Origin of the sequence: Enterobacter cloacae complex sp. SHL022 (assembly GCF_049237785.1) — a bacterium.
Lineage (GTDB): Bacteria > Pseudomonadota > Gammaproteobacteria > Enterobacterales > Enterobacteriaceae > Enterobacter > Enterobacter hormaechei_C.
In genome coordinates this window covers 149,778-163,665 of sequence record NZ_JBMKJH010000009.1, presented here as the reverse complement: position 1 = coordinate 163,665, position 13,888 = coordinate 149,778, and the positions used below count along the sequence as shown (strand labels likewise).

13 protein-coding genes are annotated in these 13,888 nt (G+C 55.3%); 5 read left to right on the top strand and 8 right to left on the bottom strand.

Annotated elements, in window-relative coordinates:
• Positions 1 to 130 precede the first annotated feature (130 nt).
• The gene (locus ACOTZD_RS18760) at positions 131 to 733 is read left to right on the top strand and encodes a helix-turn-helix transcriptional regulator (protein ID WP_003861204.1); all 603 of its coding nucleotides are present in this window, start codon (positions 131 to 133) and stop codon (positions 731 to 733) included.
• Here ACOTZD_RS18760 and ACOTZD_RS18755 read toward each other — a convergent pair.
• The gene (locus ACOTZD_RS18755) at positions 712 to 1,050 is read right to left on the bottom strand and encodes a lysozyme (RefSeq protein WP_421636358.1); all 339 of its coding nucleotides are present in this window, start codon (positions 1,048 to 1,050) and stop codon (positions 712 to 714) included. The genes ACOTZD_RS18760 and ACOTZD_RS18755 overlap by 22 nt on opposite strands.
• 77 nt (positions 1,051 to 1,127) lie before the next feature.
• Positions 1,128 to 1,661 (bottom strand): GNAT family N-acetyltransferase, encoded by a 534-nt coding sequence (locus ACOTZD_RS18750; RefSeq protein ID WP_174402459.1) that lies wholly within the window; start codon positions 1,659 to 1,661, stop codon positions 1,128 to 1,130.
• A gap of 146 nt (positions 1,662 to 1,807) precedes the next feature.
• Here ACOTZD_RS18750 and ACOTZD_RS18745 point away from each other — a divergent pair, with 146 nt between their 5' ends.
• A complete protein-coding gene (locus tag ACOTZD_RS18745; protein ID WP_421636357.1) occupies positions 1,808 to 3,394 on the top strand; it encodes an STY4199 family HEPN domain-containing protein in 1,587 nt (528 codons plus the stop codon).
• A gap of 35 nt (positions 3,395 to 3,429) precedes the next feature.
• On the opposite strand, the gene ACOTZD_RS18740 is transcribed toward ACOTZD_RS18745, so the two are convergent.
• The 4 genes from ACOTZD_RS18740 to ACOTZD_RS18725 form a co-directional block, all read right to left on the bottom strand.
• Positions 3,430 to 5,079, bottom strand: a complete 1,650-nt coding sequence (locus tag ACOTZD_RS18740; protein WP_003861211.1) for an alpha,alpha-trehalase — start codon at positions 5,077 to 5,079, stop codon at positions 3,430 to 3,432.
• 241 nt (positions 5,080 to 5,320) lie between these two features.
• The gene (locus ACOTZD_RS18735; RefSeq protein ID WP_003861213.1) at positions 5,321 to 5,608 is read right to left on the bottom strand and encodes a hypothetical protein; all 288 of its coding nucleotides are present in this window, start codon (positions 5,606 to 5,608) and stop codon (positions 5,321 to 5,323) included.
• A gap of 171 nt (positions 5,609 to 5,779) precedes the next feature.
• Positions 5,780 to 7,132 (bottom strand): glutathione-disulfide reductase, encoded by a 1,353-nt coding sequence (gene gorA / locus ACOTZD_RS18730; protein ID WP_003861215.1) that lies wholly within the window; start codon positions 7,130 to 7,132, stop codon positions 5,780 to 5,782.
• 70 nt (positions 7,133 to 7,202) lie between these two features.
• Positions 7,203 to 8,045, bottom strand: coding sequence for a 23S rRNA (adenine(2030)-N(6))-methyltransferase RlmJ (locus ACOTZD_RS18725; protein WP_003861217.1), 843 nt, complete (start codon positions 8,043 to 8,045; stop codon positions 7,203 to 7,205).
• Positions 8,046 to 8,251: 206 nt separating this feature from the next.
• Between ACOTZD_RS18725 and prlC the strand changes: the two genes are divergently transcribed.
• Both prlC and rsmJ read left to right on the top strand, forming a co-directional pair.
• The gene (prlC, locus tag ACOTZD_RS18720; RefSeq protein WP_032608085.1) at positions 8,252 to 10,294 is read left to right on the top strand and encodes an oligopeptidase A; all 2,043 of its coding nucleotides are present in this window, start codon (positions 8,252 to 8,254) and stop codon (positions 10,292 to 10,294) included.
• 7 nt (positions 10,295 to 10,301) lie between these two features.
• Positions 10,302 to 11,054, top strand: coding sequence for a 16S rRNA (guanine(1516)-N(2))-methyltransferase RsmJ (gene rsmJ / locus ACOTZD_RS18715; RefSeq protein ID WP_003861219.1), 753 nt, complete (start codon positions 10,302 to 10,304; stop codon positions 11,052 to 11,054).
• Positions 11,055 to 11,151: 97 nt separating this feature from the next.
• Here the strand turns inward: rsmJ and uspA are convergent, their stop codons facing one another.
• Positions 11,152 to 11,589, bottom strand: a complete 438-nt coding sequence (uspA, locus tag ACOTZD_RS18710) for a universal stress protein UspA (RefSeq protein ID WP_003861223.1) — start codon at positions 11,587 to 11,589, stop codon at positions 11,152 to 11,154.
• 283 nt (positions 11,590 to 11,872) lie between these two features.
• Between uspA and uspB the strand changes: the two genes are divergently transcribed.
• Positions 11,873 to 12,208 (top strand): universal stress protein UspB, encoded by a 336-nt coding sequence (gene uspB / locus ACOTZD_RS18705; protein ID WP_003861224.1) that lies wholly within the window; start codon positions 11,873 to 11,875, stop codon positions 12,206 to 12,208.
• Between the two features lie 54 nt (positions 12,209 to 12,262).
• Here the strand turns inward: uspB and pitA are convergent, their stop codons facing one another.
• Positions 12,263 to 13,762 (bottom strand): inorganic phosphate transporter PitA, encoded by a 1,500-nt coding sequence (pitA, locus tag ACOTZD_RS18700; RefSeq protein WP_003861225.1) that lies wholly within the window; start codon positions 13,760 to 13,762, stop codon positions 12,263 to 12,265.
• Positions 13,763 to 13,888: the final 126 nt, after the last annotated feature.

Here is a 13,888-nt window from a genome sequence, read left to right as displayed (position 1 = left end):
AAACAGGTATGTCTAAATGCTGGAAGATATAAAGAGAGCTGGGTGATTTGTAACCTCTCCATTCATTGAGTTTTTTCTTAAAAAATGCCTCTGTAGAATCCCCCTTCGCTATTCTCAGAGGAGTAAAACGATGCGAGTAATCATGTTTGACAGGCAGTCATTATTTATTCATGGAGCGATGTACAGTTTGCAGAAGTTAATTCCGAAAATAGATATGACAGGAACTCGTCAGACTGATGAATTATGGGCGCAATTATCCGCGTCACCCTCCGCTATCGTCATGATAGATGGGTATTTAATTCGTGATAATGGTGTGGCTTTACTGGAAGAGATTATGGATCGCTTTCCAACGTCGCGCGTGGTGTTGGTGTTAACGAAAAAAGAGCGGCGTTGGGTTGAGCAAATGTTTCAGCGCAACGTGGTGGCGATAATTCCCCGCAATGCGAATCCCGAACGCTTTTCCGCAGTGCTGGATTCTGTATCGCGAGGAATGGTCTGTTTTCCCGGCGAGTGGCTGAAACAGCACACCTCTCAGGATGAACTGGCAGTGTTAAGCGAGCGCCAGCGTGAGGTATTGAAGTTACTGGCGGCCGGAGAGTCCAATAAAGAGATTGGACGTAATCTCAATATCAGTGCGGCAACGGTAAAAGCCCATCTTGAGACGCTTTTCCGGCGTCTTGATGTCAAAAACCGGACGCAAGCCGCGATGTACTACACCCGGGCGACGGCCTGAAGGATCTTCTCTGGCAGAGGGGACTCTTCCCCAAAATTGAAGAGGGTTAATATCAGTGCGTCATGCTGCTGTTGGGTTAATGGGCGTTTGTTCATTTCCCGCAGCAGCGCCTCACATAATTGAATATCATTACAAAGCAAATTCTCCGCCTCAGTCGGCGTGATGAGACCGTTAAATTTTTCCCACTGGCGAATTACGTGACCATAACCTATAACCCATATTCCCTTTTCGTCACGGTATTTCTCCAGGGAAAGACCCTGTTGTTTTTTAATTAATGCGATTGCAGCAGAAGATATCTGCATTGCATAACCCGTCATAAGCGTTTCCTCTTAATGACGCGACTATAGAGGAAACGCCGCCGGGGAAATATCCGCCAAATGGCTGTTGATCAGGTTTAACTGAACGGGAATTCCTTTTTCAGTAAACCGAATAGCCAGTCGTTATGCCATTGCCCTGAAAGGAAATAACTCTCGCGCAACTCACCTTCCAGCTGAAAACCTGTTTTTTCCAGCAGTCGCCTGGAGGCGATATTTCCCGCCGTCACGGTCGCGGTGAGCCGACGGATATTGCCCTGAGTCAGCGCAAAATCACACACAGCCCGCAGAGATTCAAAGCCGTAACCTTTCCCCTGCGCAGAAGGCGCAAAGAGAAAACCGACTTCAGCACAATCTGCCTCCCGGTGCACATATCCGGTTACGCCCAGCGGCGTCTGGCTGGCCGTCTCACGCATCATAAGGCAGAGCCAGTGCGAACTGCCCGGCGTCCACGGCAACAGACGAGACTCAAAGGCTTCCCGAATGTCCGCCTCGCTACGCGCAGGGGCGACAAAACGCATTACCTCAGGATTTTGCTGTAGCGACAGAAAAAAGGGCCAGTCTTGCTCTTGCAGCGGCGAGCAGGTGAGACGCGCGGTGGTTAAGGCGGGCATGACGATCCTCCGGAGACATTGCAAATGATTATAAGGTTGTCACTTTATTTCAACAGAAAGTCAGGTATGTTTAACCTCATATAAATAAAAAGAAAAACGACTTTTAATGCCGCTTTAGCGGTACTCATTGTCTCTCAAGGAAAACAATGATGATTAGCTCATCGCATCATACCCGCGAACAGTTTGAACACTGTCTGGCGGCGATCCGTCAGGCGTCTGTTGAAATTTTACTTCTGTTGAATGTACATGTTTCTGAAGGAAAAGATCCACGCTGGTTTCTGGAGCAACTGGATAGCGCCCGCCTGGGGCTGGGCGGGTGGGGCGCTGTAGCCAGGAAGCTGAACCTGAATGATGCGGAAATGACGGCCTTTACGCTGCAATTACGCTTGCTTCAGCAGCGTGTTCCCCAGTATGAAAGCGGGCAGGATGTCAGCGAAAATCAGCTGATTGCGGCGATGCGCTTCGTCACCTCCCTTGAATATCTGCGTCTGCAACAGCCCCTCCTGACCTACGAAACCGGGAGGGTGCCAGAGAAGGAGAGCCAGCTTCAGGCGCAGAAACAGGTGCGTGCCATTGAGCTGATGATTAAAGGGCTGATACAGCAGGCGTGGCCCGATCCGGTGCGGCTGAATAATCATCTTAAGACCTTGTTTAACGCTGAACGCGTGCGTCGCTGGCTGAAAAACGGTGAGATTAATGATGTTCTGAGCGGCATGTTGTTCAGCGAACTGGCCCAACTGCTGGTGGATAAAAAAGAATTTAGCCGCTACTACGCGCCGCTGTTTAACGGCCCGGACATGCTGACGCTGCTGGTAGAGCCCCGCAAAACCCTGCAAACCTTCCTCGAAGATATTCGACAAATCCGCAACAGCATCACCGTGCAGCAGCCGTTAAGCGGAGCGCAAATCCAGCTGCTCGACTGCTATTACACGCAGATCACCCGCTCCGTTCAGCGCGCGTTTGAGGAAGGGCGGACACGCGTTAACCCGGCGGCGCTGATGGCGGTGGACGAAAGCGAGCTGCACGCGTTCTGGGAAAAGGCGCAAAAAATGGACCGCACCACAGGCGGCGATCTTTTTGAAGTGCGCGACAGTATAGAAAAACCGACTCAGCGTGCCACGCGTACGCCAGAGCAGCGCGAACAGCTGATTTCCGGCGTGCTGTGGGGAGCGGTTGGCGTGATGGTTATCGCGATTGTCGTGGGGGGATTCTGGCTGGTGACCAGCAGTAAACCGCAGCCGGCTGTGGCCAGTACGGCATCTCCCGCACCGGTGCAGGAGATGCGCGAAACGCCTTCCTCGCGAGAAACGCTGACGCGGATGGGTGTCACCTGGGATGAAAACAACTTCCGTTCAGCGATTAGCCGCAACGATACCCGGGTGGCGCTCCTGTTTTTGCAGGGCGGGATGGACTGGAAAATGTCATGGACGGAGGAGGCGTTGTCGGCAGGCTACGACGATGTGCTGGAAGTAATGTTGCGCTACCGCCTGCAAATGACAGAGCAAAAGCCCTGCCGACGCTTTATTAATACGCTTAGCCATGCGATGGCGAACGGGGAATCGCTGACGCCTATGCGTAAGCAGTACCTGAAAGCATTCTGTACCGTCCCTGCGGTGGTGAAACGCCAGCAGCACGACGCCGATATGGCAACGCGCCGTGCGAAGACGCAGCCCGATGCCAGCACAAAAAAATGGCAGTCCATCCAGACTGCCATTTATGAGGTGATTCGTTAACTTTTCCCTCTCCCCTCAGGGGTGAGGGGCAAGGCTCAAGGTTCACCATATAACCCAATCAACCGCCGCACCACGCCATTCGTCCAGCCGAAGCCATCCTGCAACGGATACTCCCCCCCGCCACCTTCGCGTGGCGTGCTGCTGGCGATGTGGTACTTCTCAATCAGCTTATGATGGGTTTTGTAGTAATGGTTCACCGTGTGCAGCCAGCTCCAGGCGATCTCATCTCCCAGCGAGTCGTTGCCGTACTGCTTGAACCCCTGGATCGCCATCCACTGGAGCGGCGCCCAGCCGTTCGGCTTATCCCACTGCTCCCCGGTTTCATATTCGGTGGCGAGAATACCGCCCGGCGTGAGCAGACGGGCTTTAACGGCATCGGACAGCCGTTCAGCCTGCTCATGCGTCGCCATGCCCACATACAGCGGCACAATGCTGGCCGCAGAGAACAGCGCCAGGGCTTCACGCCGCCAGTCGTAATCACGATAACAGCCGTTCTCTTCGTCCCACAGATAGCGGTTTACCGCCGCGCGCCGGTCGCTGGCTTTCTGGCGGAACAGATCAGCCGTCTCTTTATCCCCTTTCGACGCGGAGATATTGGCGATAGCGCTCTCCAGTTTGAACAGGAATGCGTTCAAATCGATGGGGATAAATTGTGTTGTGCGGATGCTGGCCAGCCGCGCAGGATCGCGCAGCCAGCGGGATGAGTAATCCCATCCTGAGGCTGCCCCGGCACGCAGGTCACGGTACACCTCGTTCGGCGGACGACCAGAATGACGGGCAGTTTCAACGTCCTCAATCCACGATTCATCCCGCGGCGTATCGCGATCGTCCCAGTAACGGTTGAGCAATGAGCCATCCGGCATACGAACCGCACTGCGATAGGCCTGATTGAGCAGCAGCGATTCCGCCCCGTCCATCCAGAAGGCGTACTCCATCTTGAGGTGCTCAAGATAGCGCTTCGCCCCGCGCACGCCGTCCTCTTCAAACAGCTCCACCATCAGGGCAAAAACGGGCGGCTGGGAGCGGCTGAGATAGTAGGTGCGGTTGCCGTTCGGGATATGGCCGTAGCGCTCAATCAGCCAGGCGAAGTTATCGGCCATACATTTCAGCAGATCGTTACGACCGCTTTCTGCCAGCCCCAGCATGGAGAAGTAAGAGTCCCAGTAGTAGGTCTCGCTGAATCGCCCGCCGGGCACAATATAGGCCTGCGGCAGCGCCAGCAGCGACGACCACGGGATGTGATCCTGCGGCTCGCGCGTCAGCACCGGCCACAGATTATCGATATGTTCTTTCAGGGACAGGCCGGGATCAGAGACGTACTCTTTGCTGTAGTCCTCCGGTAGCCAGAAGTGATTCTCCACAAAGCGCGCCAGGTCAAAATCACGGTGGCGACGCACCTTGCGATAGCGGATCAAAATATCCAGCGGATCCATCTTCGGCGCGCAGTCGGGAAAGGTTTTGCTGTCCGCAAACAGCCGCGACGACTGGACGTGTTCAAACAGTTCAAGGTAGCGGTCAGCGGGCGTAAGGGCATCGGACGCCGGCAGCCCTTCAATCATTTCCGGTTCCGGCTCTGCCTCGATCATCTCATCCAGTTTTAACTCACAGGGATCGGTTTCATAGCGCAGCTCTTCTGCAATATCGAACTCGATATCCTCGGCAGTCTGTAGTTTCTGGTTGAACATGGTGTTCAGGACCTCCGGTTTTTGTCGTAACAAATACGGGTTTTTCCCGGCTATCTTTTAAGCGTAGACATTCGCTTCGGTTAATGCGGTGCGAAGTGTGCGGTAGATCACGCTTTCAAAATGGATTTAAACACGCTGAAAATCAGATATCCCTTTGATTATGAAATCATTAAATCAGAATCTTTGGAAACAGAGCAGGAATAAAATTCAGAGCATTCGGTATTCTGCATATACGCAGGGATTAATGTGCCTGACGCGCATTGCCTTGAAGGCTGTTGGCGGTTTGATTGGCTTTCTGGCTGGCGCCTTCGCTTTTATCCATCGCCTTGCTGGCCGCTTTTTCTGCATGGGCGGCGCTGTACGCAGCCAGATGGGAAATCACGATGGCGTAAATGCTCATTAACGACACCCACAGAATGCTGTTTTTCCACCACAGCAGGGTAGGAATAGTCAGTATCGCCCATACCAGCGCGAGAACAAGGTGCATTTTGGCCATCAGTTTTGCGGTGATCTTTACGTGCATTTTCATATCTCTAATCTTTTTCCGTAGTAACAGGCGAACGCGTAGCGCTTTCTAAGATTAGTTAATTCCACCGCGGGTAGCGGGTTATTTTGTTACCGTTTGTACACCCGTTAGGTTTACCTGCCCAGGGCACAAAAAAACCGGCCAGTTGGCCGGTTTTGTTGCGGATCAGACCGATCAGCGCATGGTCACAAATTCTTCCGCCGCAGTCGGGTGGATTGCCACGGTGTTATCGAAGTCTTTCTTCGTTGCGCCCATCTTCAGCGCCACCGCGAAGCCTTGCAGGATCTCGTCCATGCCGAAGCCAATACCGTGGATGCCGACGATCTTCTCTTCCGGGCCCACGCAGACCAGCTTCATGCGGCACGGCTGACGGTGCGAGGTGACCGCGGTATACATCGCGGTAAACGCCGATTTATACACTTTCACCTGATCATCGCCGTACTGCTCACGCGCCTGCGGCTCGGTTAAGCCGACGGTACCGATTGGCGGGTGGCTGAAGACCACGGTCGGAATGTTGCTGTAATCCAGATGTTCGTCCGGCTTGTTGTTAAACAGACGCTCGGAAAGACGACGCCCCGCCGCCACGGCAACCGGCGTCAGCTCTACGGCACCGGTGTTATCACCGACGGCATAAATGCCCGGTACGCTGGTGTTCTGGAATTTATCAACGACAATGTAGCCTTTTTCATTGGTTTTCACCCCGGTTGCGGCCAGGTTGAAGTTGTCGGTGGCCGGTTCACGGCCAATCGCCCAGATCAGGCAGTCAACGGTCTGGCTGCGGCCATCTTCCAGCTCCAGCGTCAGGCTACCGTCCGCATTTTTCACCACTGCTTTTGGCACGGCGTTGGTGTGCAGGGTTGGGCCTTCGGCGTTCATCACCTCGACCAGCGTGTCGACGATCAGCGGGTCAAAGCTGCGCAGCGGCGCGTGTTTACGCACGAACAGGTGCGCTTCCGCCCCCAGGCCGTTAATCACGCCGGCCAGTTCAACCGCGATGTAACCTGCGCCCACAATGGCAACGCGTTCTGGCAGAGCAGGCAGCTCGAAGAACCCGTCGGAGTCGATACCGTATTCCGCGCCCGGAATGTGCGGGTGGCTCGGACGGCCGCCGGTGGCGATCAGGATGTGATCGGCGGTGATCGTCTCGCCGTTCACTTCGATCGTCTTCGCATCCACGAAACGGGCGAAGCCGCGGATCACGTCGACGTTATTCTTGCCCAGCACGTTATCGTACGAGGTGTGAATACGGTCGATGTAGGCGGTACGGCTGGCGATCAGTTTATCCCAGTCGAAGTGGTTGATGGTGGTGTCAAAGCCGTAGTCCGGGCCATACATATGGATAGCTTCACGGATTTGCGCGGCATGCCACATCACTTTCTTCGGTACACAACCCACGTTCACGCAGGTGCCGCCGAGTTCTTTGGCTTCAATCAGCGCACACTTCTGGCCGTACATGGCTGCACGGTTGATGGAGGCGATGCCGCCGCTGCCGCCGCCGATTGCGATGTAGTCATAATGCTTAGTCATAGCGTTGTCCTTAATCGTGAATTGCCGCGATTGTATACCTGAAATCAATAGTTTCCACCGATGGCTGCGATTACTCCGGCACGATCCAGCTCACGGTGGCGTGACCCGTACCGGCTGGCACCAGCGTTTTGTGCAGCCACGGCAGCACGTTGTTCATCTGTGCTTCGAGCTTCCACGGCGGGTTAATGACGATCATGCCAGACGCGGTCATGCCGCGCTGGTCGCTGTCAGGGCGCACCGCCAGCTCAATTTGCAGGATTTTGCGAATGCCCGTCGCTTCGAGGTCTTTAATCATGCGTTTAATTTGCGCGCGCAGCACTACCGGATACCACAGAGCATAGGTGCCGGTCGCAAAGCGTTTGTAACCTTCGTTAATGCCGGTCACCACCGCCTGATAGTCGGTTTTGATTTCGTACGGTGGGTCAATTAGCACCAGGCCGCGACGGGAAACCGGCGGCAGTTTGGCTTTCAGCTGCTGGTAGCCATCGGCTTTGTCTACGCGGGCGCGGTTATCTTTCTGAAACTCAGAACGCAGCAGCGGGAAGTCGCTCGGGTGCAGCTCGGTTAACTGGATGCTGTCCTGCTCGCGCAGCAGCTGGCGGGCAATCAGCGGGGAGCCAGGGTAGTAACGCAACTGGCCGTTGCGGTTGAAGTGATTCACCACGCCAATGTACGGCTCCAGCTCGGCAGGCAGATCGTCCTGCTGCCAGATTCGCGCAATCCCTTCCAGATATTCACCGGTACGCTCAGCATGCTCGCCGCTCAGCTGATAACGGCCCGCGCCCGCGTGGGTGTCCAGATAAAGGAACGGTTTATCCTTTTCTTTAAGCGATTCGATGATCAGGCTCTGAACGGTGTGTTTGAGGACGTCGGCGTGGTTGCCTGCGTGGAAGCTGTGGCGATAACTGAGCATGGGTAATGATATTCCGCTGAATTGACGATTTGCCACAGTTTACAGCAGAACGGCACAGATTACCCGCAGGCCCGGTAAGCGCAGCGCCACCGGGCTCTTTTCCGCCACGTCTGGCATTGAAATCCTCTACACTTAACCCCATTACTGAACAATATGCACAGCGCCGGATGCGCGCTTCATTCACCTATTTCAACAGGACAGCGTTTATGACCAATCCATTACTGACGCCTTTTTCGTTGCCACCGTTTTCTAAAATCCTCCCTGAGCATGTGGTTCCAGCGGTTACGCAATCGCTGGACAACTGCCGCGCGGCGGTAGAAAGCGTGGTCGCGCAGGGCGGGCCGTACACCTGGGAAAATCTGTGTCAGCCGCTGGCCGAAGTGGACGACGTGCTGGGGCGCATCTTCTCCCCGGTGAGCCACCTGAATTCGGTAAAAAACAGCCCGGAGCTGCGCGAAGCCTACGAGCAAACCTTGCCGCTGCTCTCTGAGTACAGCACCTGGGTCGGCCAGCATGAGGGGCTCTACAAAGCCTACCGCGACCTGCGCGACGGCGACCACTATGCCGAACTGAACACGGCGCAGAAAAAATCGGTCGATAACGCCCTGCGTGATTTCGAACTGTCCGGGATTGGCCTGCCAAAAGAAAAACAGGTTCGCTACGGTGAAATCGCTGCGCGCCTGTCCGAGCTGGGCAACCAGTACAGCAATAACGTCCTCGACGCCACCATGGGCTGGACGAAGCTGATTACCGATGAATCTGAACTGGCGGGCATGCCGGAAAGCGCGCTGGCGGCGGCAAAAGCCCAGGCCGAAGCGAAAGAGCAGGAAGGCTTCCTGTTAACGCTGGATATCCCAAGCTATCTGCCGGTGATGACCTACTGTGACAACCAGGCCCTGCGCGAAGAGATGTACCGCGCCTACAGCACCCGCGCCTCCGATCAGGGCCCGAACGCGGGTAAATGGGACAACAGCCCGGTCATGGCGGAGATCCTCGCCCTGCGCCACGAGCTGGCACAGCTGCTGGGCTTCGACAGCTACGCGGATAAATCCCTCGCCACCAAAATGGCCGAGAACCCACAGCAGGTGCTCGACTTCCTGACCGATCTGGCGAAACGCGCCCGTCCTCAGGGTGAAAAAGAACTGGCTCAGCTGCGCGCCTTTGCGAAAGCGGAGTTCGGCGTAGACGAGCTTCAGCCGTGGGATATCGCGTACTACAGCGAAAAACAGAAACAGCATCTCTACAGCATCAGCGACGAACAACTGCGTCCGTACTTCCCGGAAAACAAAGCCGTTAACGGCCTGTTCGAGGTGGTGAAACGCATCTACGGCATTACCGCGAAAGAGCGTACCGACATCGACGTCTGGCATCCGGACGTGCGCTTCTTTGAGCTGTATGACGATAAAAACGAACTGCGCGGCAGCTTCTACCTCGATCTCTACGCGCGTGAGAACAAGCGCGGCGGGGCGTGGATGGACGATTGCGTGGGCCAGATGCGTAAAGCGGATGGTTCCCTGCAAAAACCGGTCGCCTACCTGACCTGTAACTTCAACCGTCCGGTGAGCGGCAAACCTGCGCTGTTTACCCACGATGAAGTGATCACCCTGTTCCACGAGTTCGGTCACGGCCTGCACCACATGCTGACCCGCATCGAAACCGCTGGCGTCGCCGGTATCAGCGGTGTGCCATGGGATGCGGTCGAGCTGCCTAGCCAGTTTATGGAAAACTGGTGCTGGGAGCCGGACGCGCTGGCGTTTATCTCCGGTCATTACGAAACGGGTGAACCGCTGCCGAAAGAACTGCTGGATAAAATGCTGGCAGCGAAAAACTACCAGGCGGCGATGTTTATCCTGCGCCAGCTGGAGTTCGGCCTGTTCGACTTCCGCCTGCACGCCGAGTTCAGCCCGGAGCAGGGGGCGAAAATCCTCGAAACCCTGGCTGAGATTAAAAAGCAGGTTGCCGTTATTCCAGGGCCAACCTGGGGACGCTTCCCGCACGCGTTCAGCCATATCTTCGCAGGCGGGTACGCCGCAGGCTACTACAGCTACCTGTGGGCCGACGTGCTGGCGGCGGATGCCTTCTCGCGCTTCGAAGAAGAGGGGATTTTCAACCGCGAAACCGGTCAGTCGTTCCTCGACAACATCCTGACCCGCGGCGGTTCAGAAGAGCCTATGGAGCTGTTCAAACGCTTCCGTGGCCGCGAGCCTCAGCTGGATGCGATGCTGGAGCATTACGGAATCAAAGGCTGATTGCTACGTGAAGATCTGCTTAGTAGATGAAACAGGCGCCGGGGACGGCGCCTTATCTGTTCTGGCGGCCCGCTGGGGGCTGGAACATGATGAAGACAACCTGATGGCGCTGGTGATGACGCCGGAACATCTGGAGCTGCGCAAGCGCGATGAGCCAAAGCTTGGCGGGATTTTTGTCGATTTTGTCGGCGGCGCGATGGCGCACCGGCGTAAGTTCGGCGGCGGTCGCGGCGAAGCGGTGGCCAAGGCGGTTGGCATTAAAGGGAGCTATCTTCCGGACGTGGTGGACGCCACGGCGGGGCTGGGGCGCGATGCGTTTGTGCTGGCCTCGGTGGGCTGCCGGGTGCGGATGCTGGAGCGTAATCCGGTTGTCGCCGCGCTGCTCGACGACGGGCTGACGCGGGGCTATGAGGACCCGGAAATCGGCCCGTGGTTACAGGAACGTTTACAACTTATTCATGCCTCCAGCCTGACGGCGCTCACCGACATCACCCCGCGCCCGCAGGTGGTTTATCTCGACCCCATGTTCCCGCATAAGCAGAAAAGCGCGCTGGTGAAGAAAGAGATGCGGGTGTTTCAGTCGCTGGTGGGGCCAGATTTAGATGCCGATGGCCTGCTGGAACCGGCTCGTCAGCTGGCGACGAAGCGTGTGGTGGTGAAGCGGCCGGACTATGCGCCGCCGCTGGCGGACGTTGCGACCACTAACGCGGTGACCACGAAAGGGCACCGGTTTGATATTTATTCGGGTACGCCGGAATAGAAAAAGCCGGGTGGCGGCTTCGCCTTACCCGGCCTACATCCTCGATCTATTCCCTCTCCCTTTGGGAGAGGGTTAGGGTGAGGGGAATTTAACGCACTTACTCGTCTTCTTCGTCACGCAGTGGAACAATCAGCATATCCACGTGAACGGTGTTAATCAGCTGGCGCGCGGAAGACATCAGTTTGCTCCAGAAGTCCTGATGGTGACCACATACCACCAGGTCCATATCGTATTTCTTAATCGCATCAACCAGCACCTGGCCCAGATCGCCGCTACCGCTTAAGGTTTCAGTGATCGGATAGCCCGCGTTGGTAGAAAGCTCGCTCAGCGCGTGGTGAGTCTCTTCGGAGATGCGTTTCTGCATATCGCCGAGATTCACGTCGATCAGACCGGTGTAGAGGTCGGAGTAATTCACATCTACGTGAATCAGCGAAACTTTCGCGTTGTAGGGACGTGCCATGGATACTGCTTTATCAACCAGCACTTTACTCTCCGGGGAGAGGTCTACCGCGATAAGAATGTGTTTGTAAGCCATAGTGTTACTCCTTCCTTAAGTTATCGATGACTAAATGGGAAAGCCGTCGTCTGATGCTTTCATTACGGCCCAGTTAAACATATTTTTCAAGCTTTGGTGTTGATAACGATTAACCTTGTGGCAAAAAAATTAACGGATCTCCTACACTATTTAATGAGCCGTTCGGATATTAAAACGCGAACCGGATCGACTTTTGGTCATTCTTTCACTGAACTGTCTGTCAGGGCATTGGGGTGCGGTAGCTCAGGAGCCTTGCTTCGTGGGCGGACGCCGGGGAGGATGTATGATTAGCACCGTCGCATTGTTTTGGGCGTTATGCGTGGTTTGCATAGTGAATATGGCGCGCTACTTCTCATCGTTACGTGCGCTGTTAGTGGTACTTCGTGGTTGCGATCCGTTGCTTTATCAGTATGTGGACGGTGGAGGGTTCTTCACCTCGCACGGACAGCCCAGCAAGCAGATGCGTCTGGTGGGGTATATCTACTACCAACGCTACCGCGATCACCACGATGAAGAGTTTATCCGTCGCTGCGAGCGCCTGCGTCGTCAGTTCATTTTGACCAGCGCCCTCTGTGGTCTGGTTGTGGTGAGTATGATTGCGCTGATGATTTGGCACTGAGCATAAAAAAAGCGGGCCAGTTTCCTGACCCGCTTTTTTGTCGCCTTCAGCCGATTAAATCAGCTTCAGCGAAATCCAGTACAGACCGCCAGACAGCAGGATGGACGCCGGGAGGGTGAACACCCAGGCCATCAGGATGTTGGTCACGGTTTTACGCTGCAAACCGCCGCCGTCAACAATCATTGTACCTGCCACGGACGAAGAGAGTACGTGGGTGGTGGAGACTGGCATACCGGTGTAACTCGCCAGACCGATAGATACCGCTGCCGTCATCTGCGCGGACATACCCTGCGCATAGGTCATGCCTTTCTTACCGATCTTCTCGCCGATGGTGGTCGCCACACGACGCCAGCCAATCATCGTACCGATACCCAGCGCCAGCGCGACCGCCATGATGATCCAGATTGGCGCGTACTCAATGGTATTGAGCATATCGCCTTTCAGTTTCTTCAGCAGACGTTGGTCGTCAGCATTAACCTCTGGCAGCTTCGCGACTTTATCGGTCACGTCGGAGATACAGAGCATGATGCGACGCAGCTGACCACGCTGTTCAACAGCCAGTTTGTCATAGCTTTCGATATCGGCCAGCATGCCTTTCGCACGTTCCAGCGCGTTAATCGCGTTTGCCGGATGGCAATGGAACTCGCCCGGTGCCGTCGTTGCGCCTGACTCCGGAGAAGGAATCAGCTGGTCCACGCCGGTCGCTTTCTTCAGCAAATCAGGATGCTGCTGGAAGTAAGTCTCAACGTTGTTTACCGCATCACGGGTACGGGTGATTTCGTAACCGGAGGCGTTCATGTTAACCACGAAGCCCGCCGGTGCGACGCCAATCAGAACCAGCATCACCAGGCCGATACCTTTCTGACCATCGTTCGCGCCATGAGAGAAGGCGACGCCGATAGCGGAAATGATCAGCGCGATACGCGTCCAGAACGGCGGCTTTTTCTTGCCGTCTTTCTTCTCACGCTCTGCTGGCGTCAGGTGGATACGCGCACGTTTTTTCGTGTTGCTCCAGTAGCGACGCAGGATGAAAATCAAGCCACCCGCCACCACCAGACCGACGATAGGGGAGATGATCAGAGAGCCGAAAATGCCGAGAACTTTCGGGATATTCAGCGCATCAACGACGGAGGTCCCGGTCATCAGGGCATTGGTTAACCCGATACCGATAATCGCGCCGATGAGGGTGTGAGAGCTGGATGCCGGCAGGCCGAAATACCAGGTACCGAGGTTCCAGATAATCGCAGCAAGCAGCATAGAGAACACCATGGCCAGGCCATGACCGGAACTCACGTTAAGCAGCAGATCCGTTGGCAGCATATGCACAATGGCATACGCAACGCTCAGTCCGCCCAGGAGGACACCAAAAAAGTTAAATACCGCCGCCATAACAACCGCAAGCTGCGATCGCATTGCGCGAGTGTAGATAACCGTTGCTACTGCGTTTGCAGTGTCGTGGAAGCCGTTGATCGCTTCGTAAAACAGCACAAAAACCAGAGCAAGCAATAATAAAAGCCCGGTATGTAAATCCAGGCCGGCAAACAAATGTAGCATAGGACGTTACGCCATTTTGAGGACATGAACGCGGCGCATTATCCAGGACAAATGCGCAACGGGCAAAGTGAAATATAGACTTTTTTTGACATACCACCTGATTTGAGAAATGTGCCTGAAAGGATA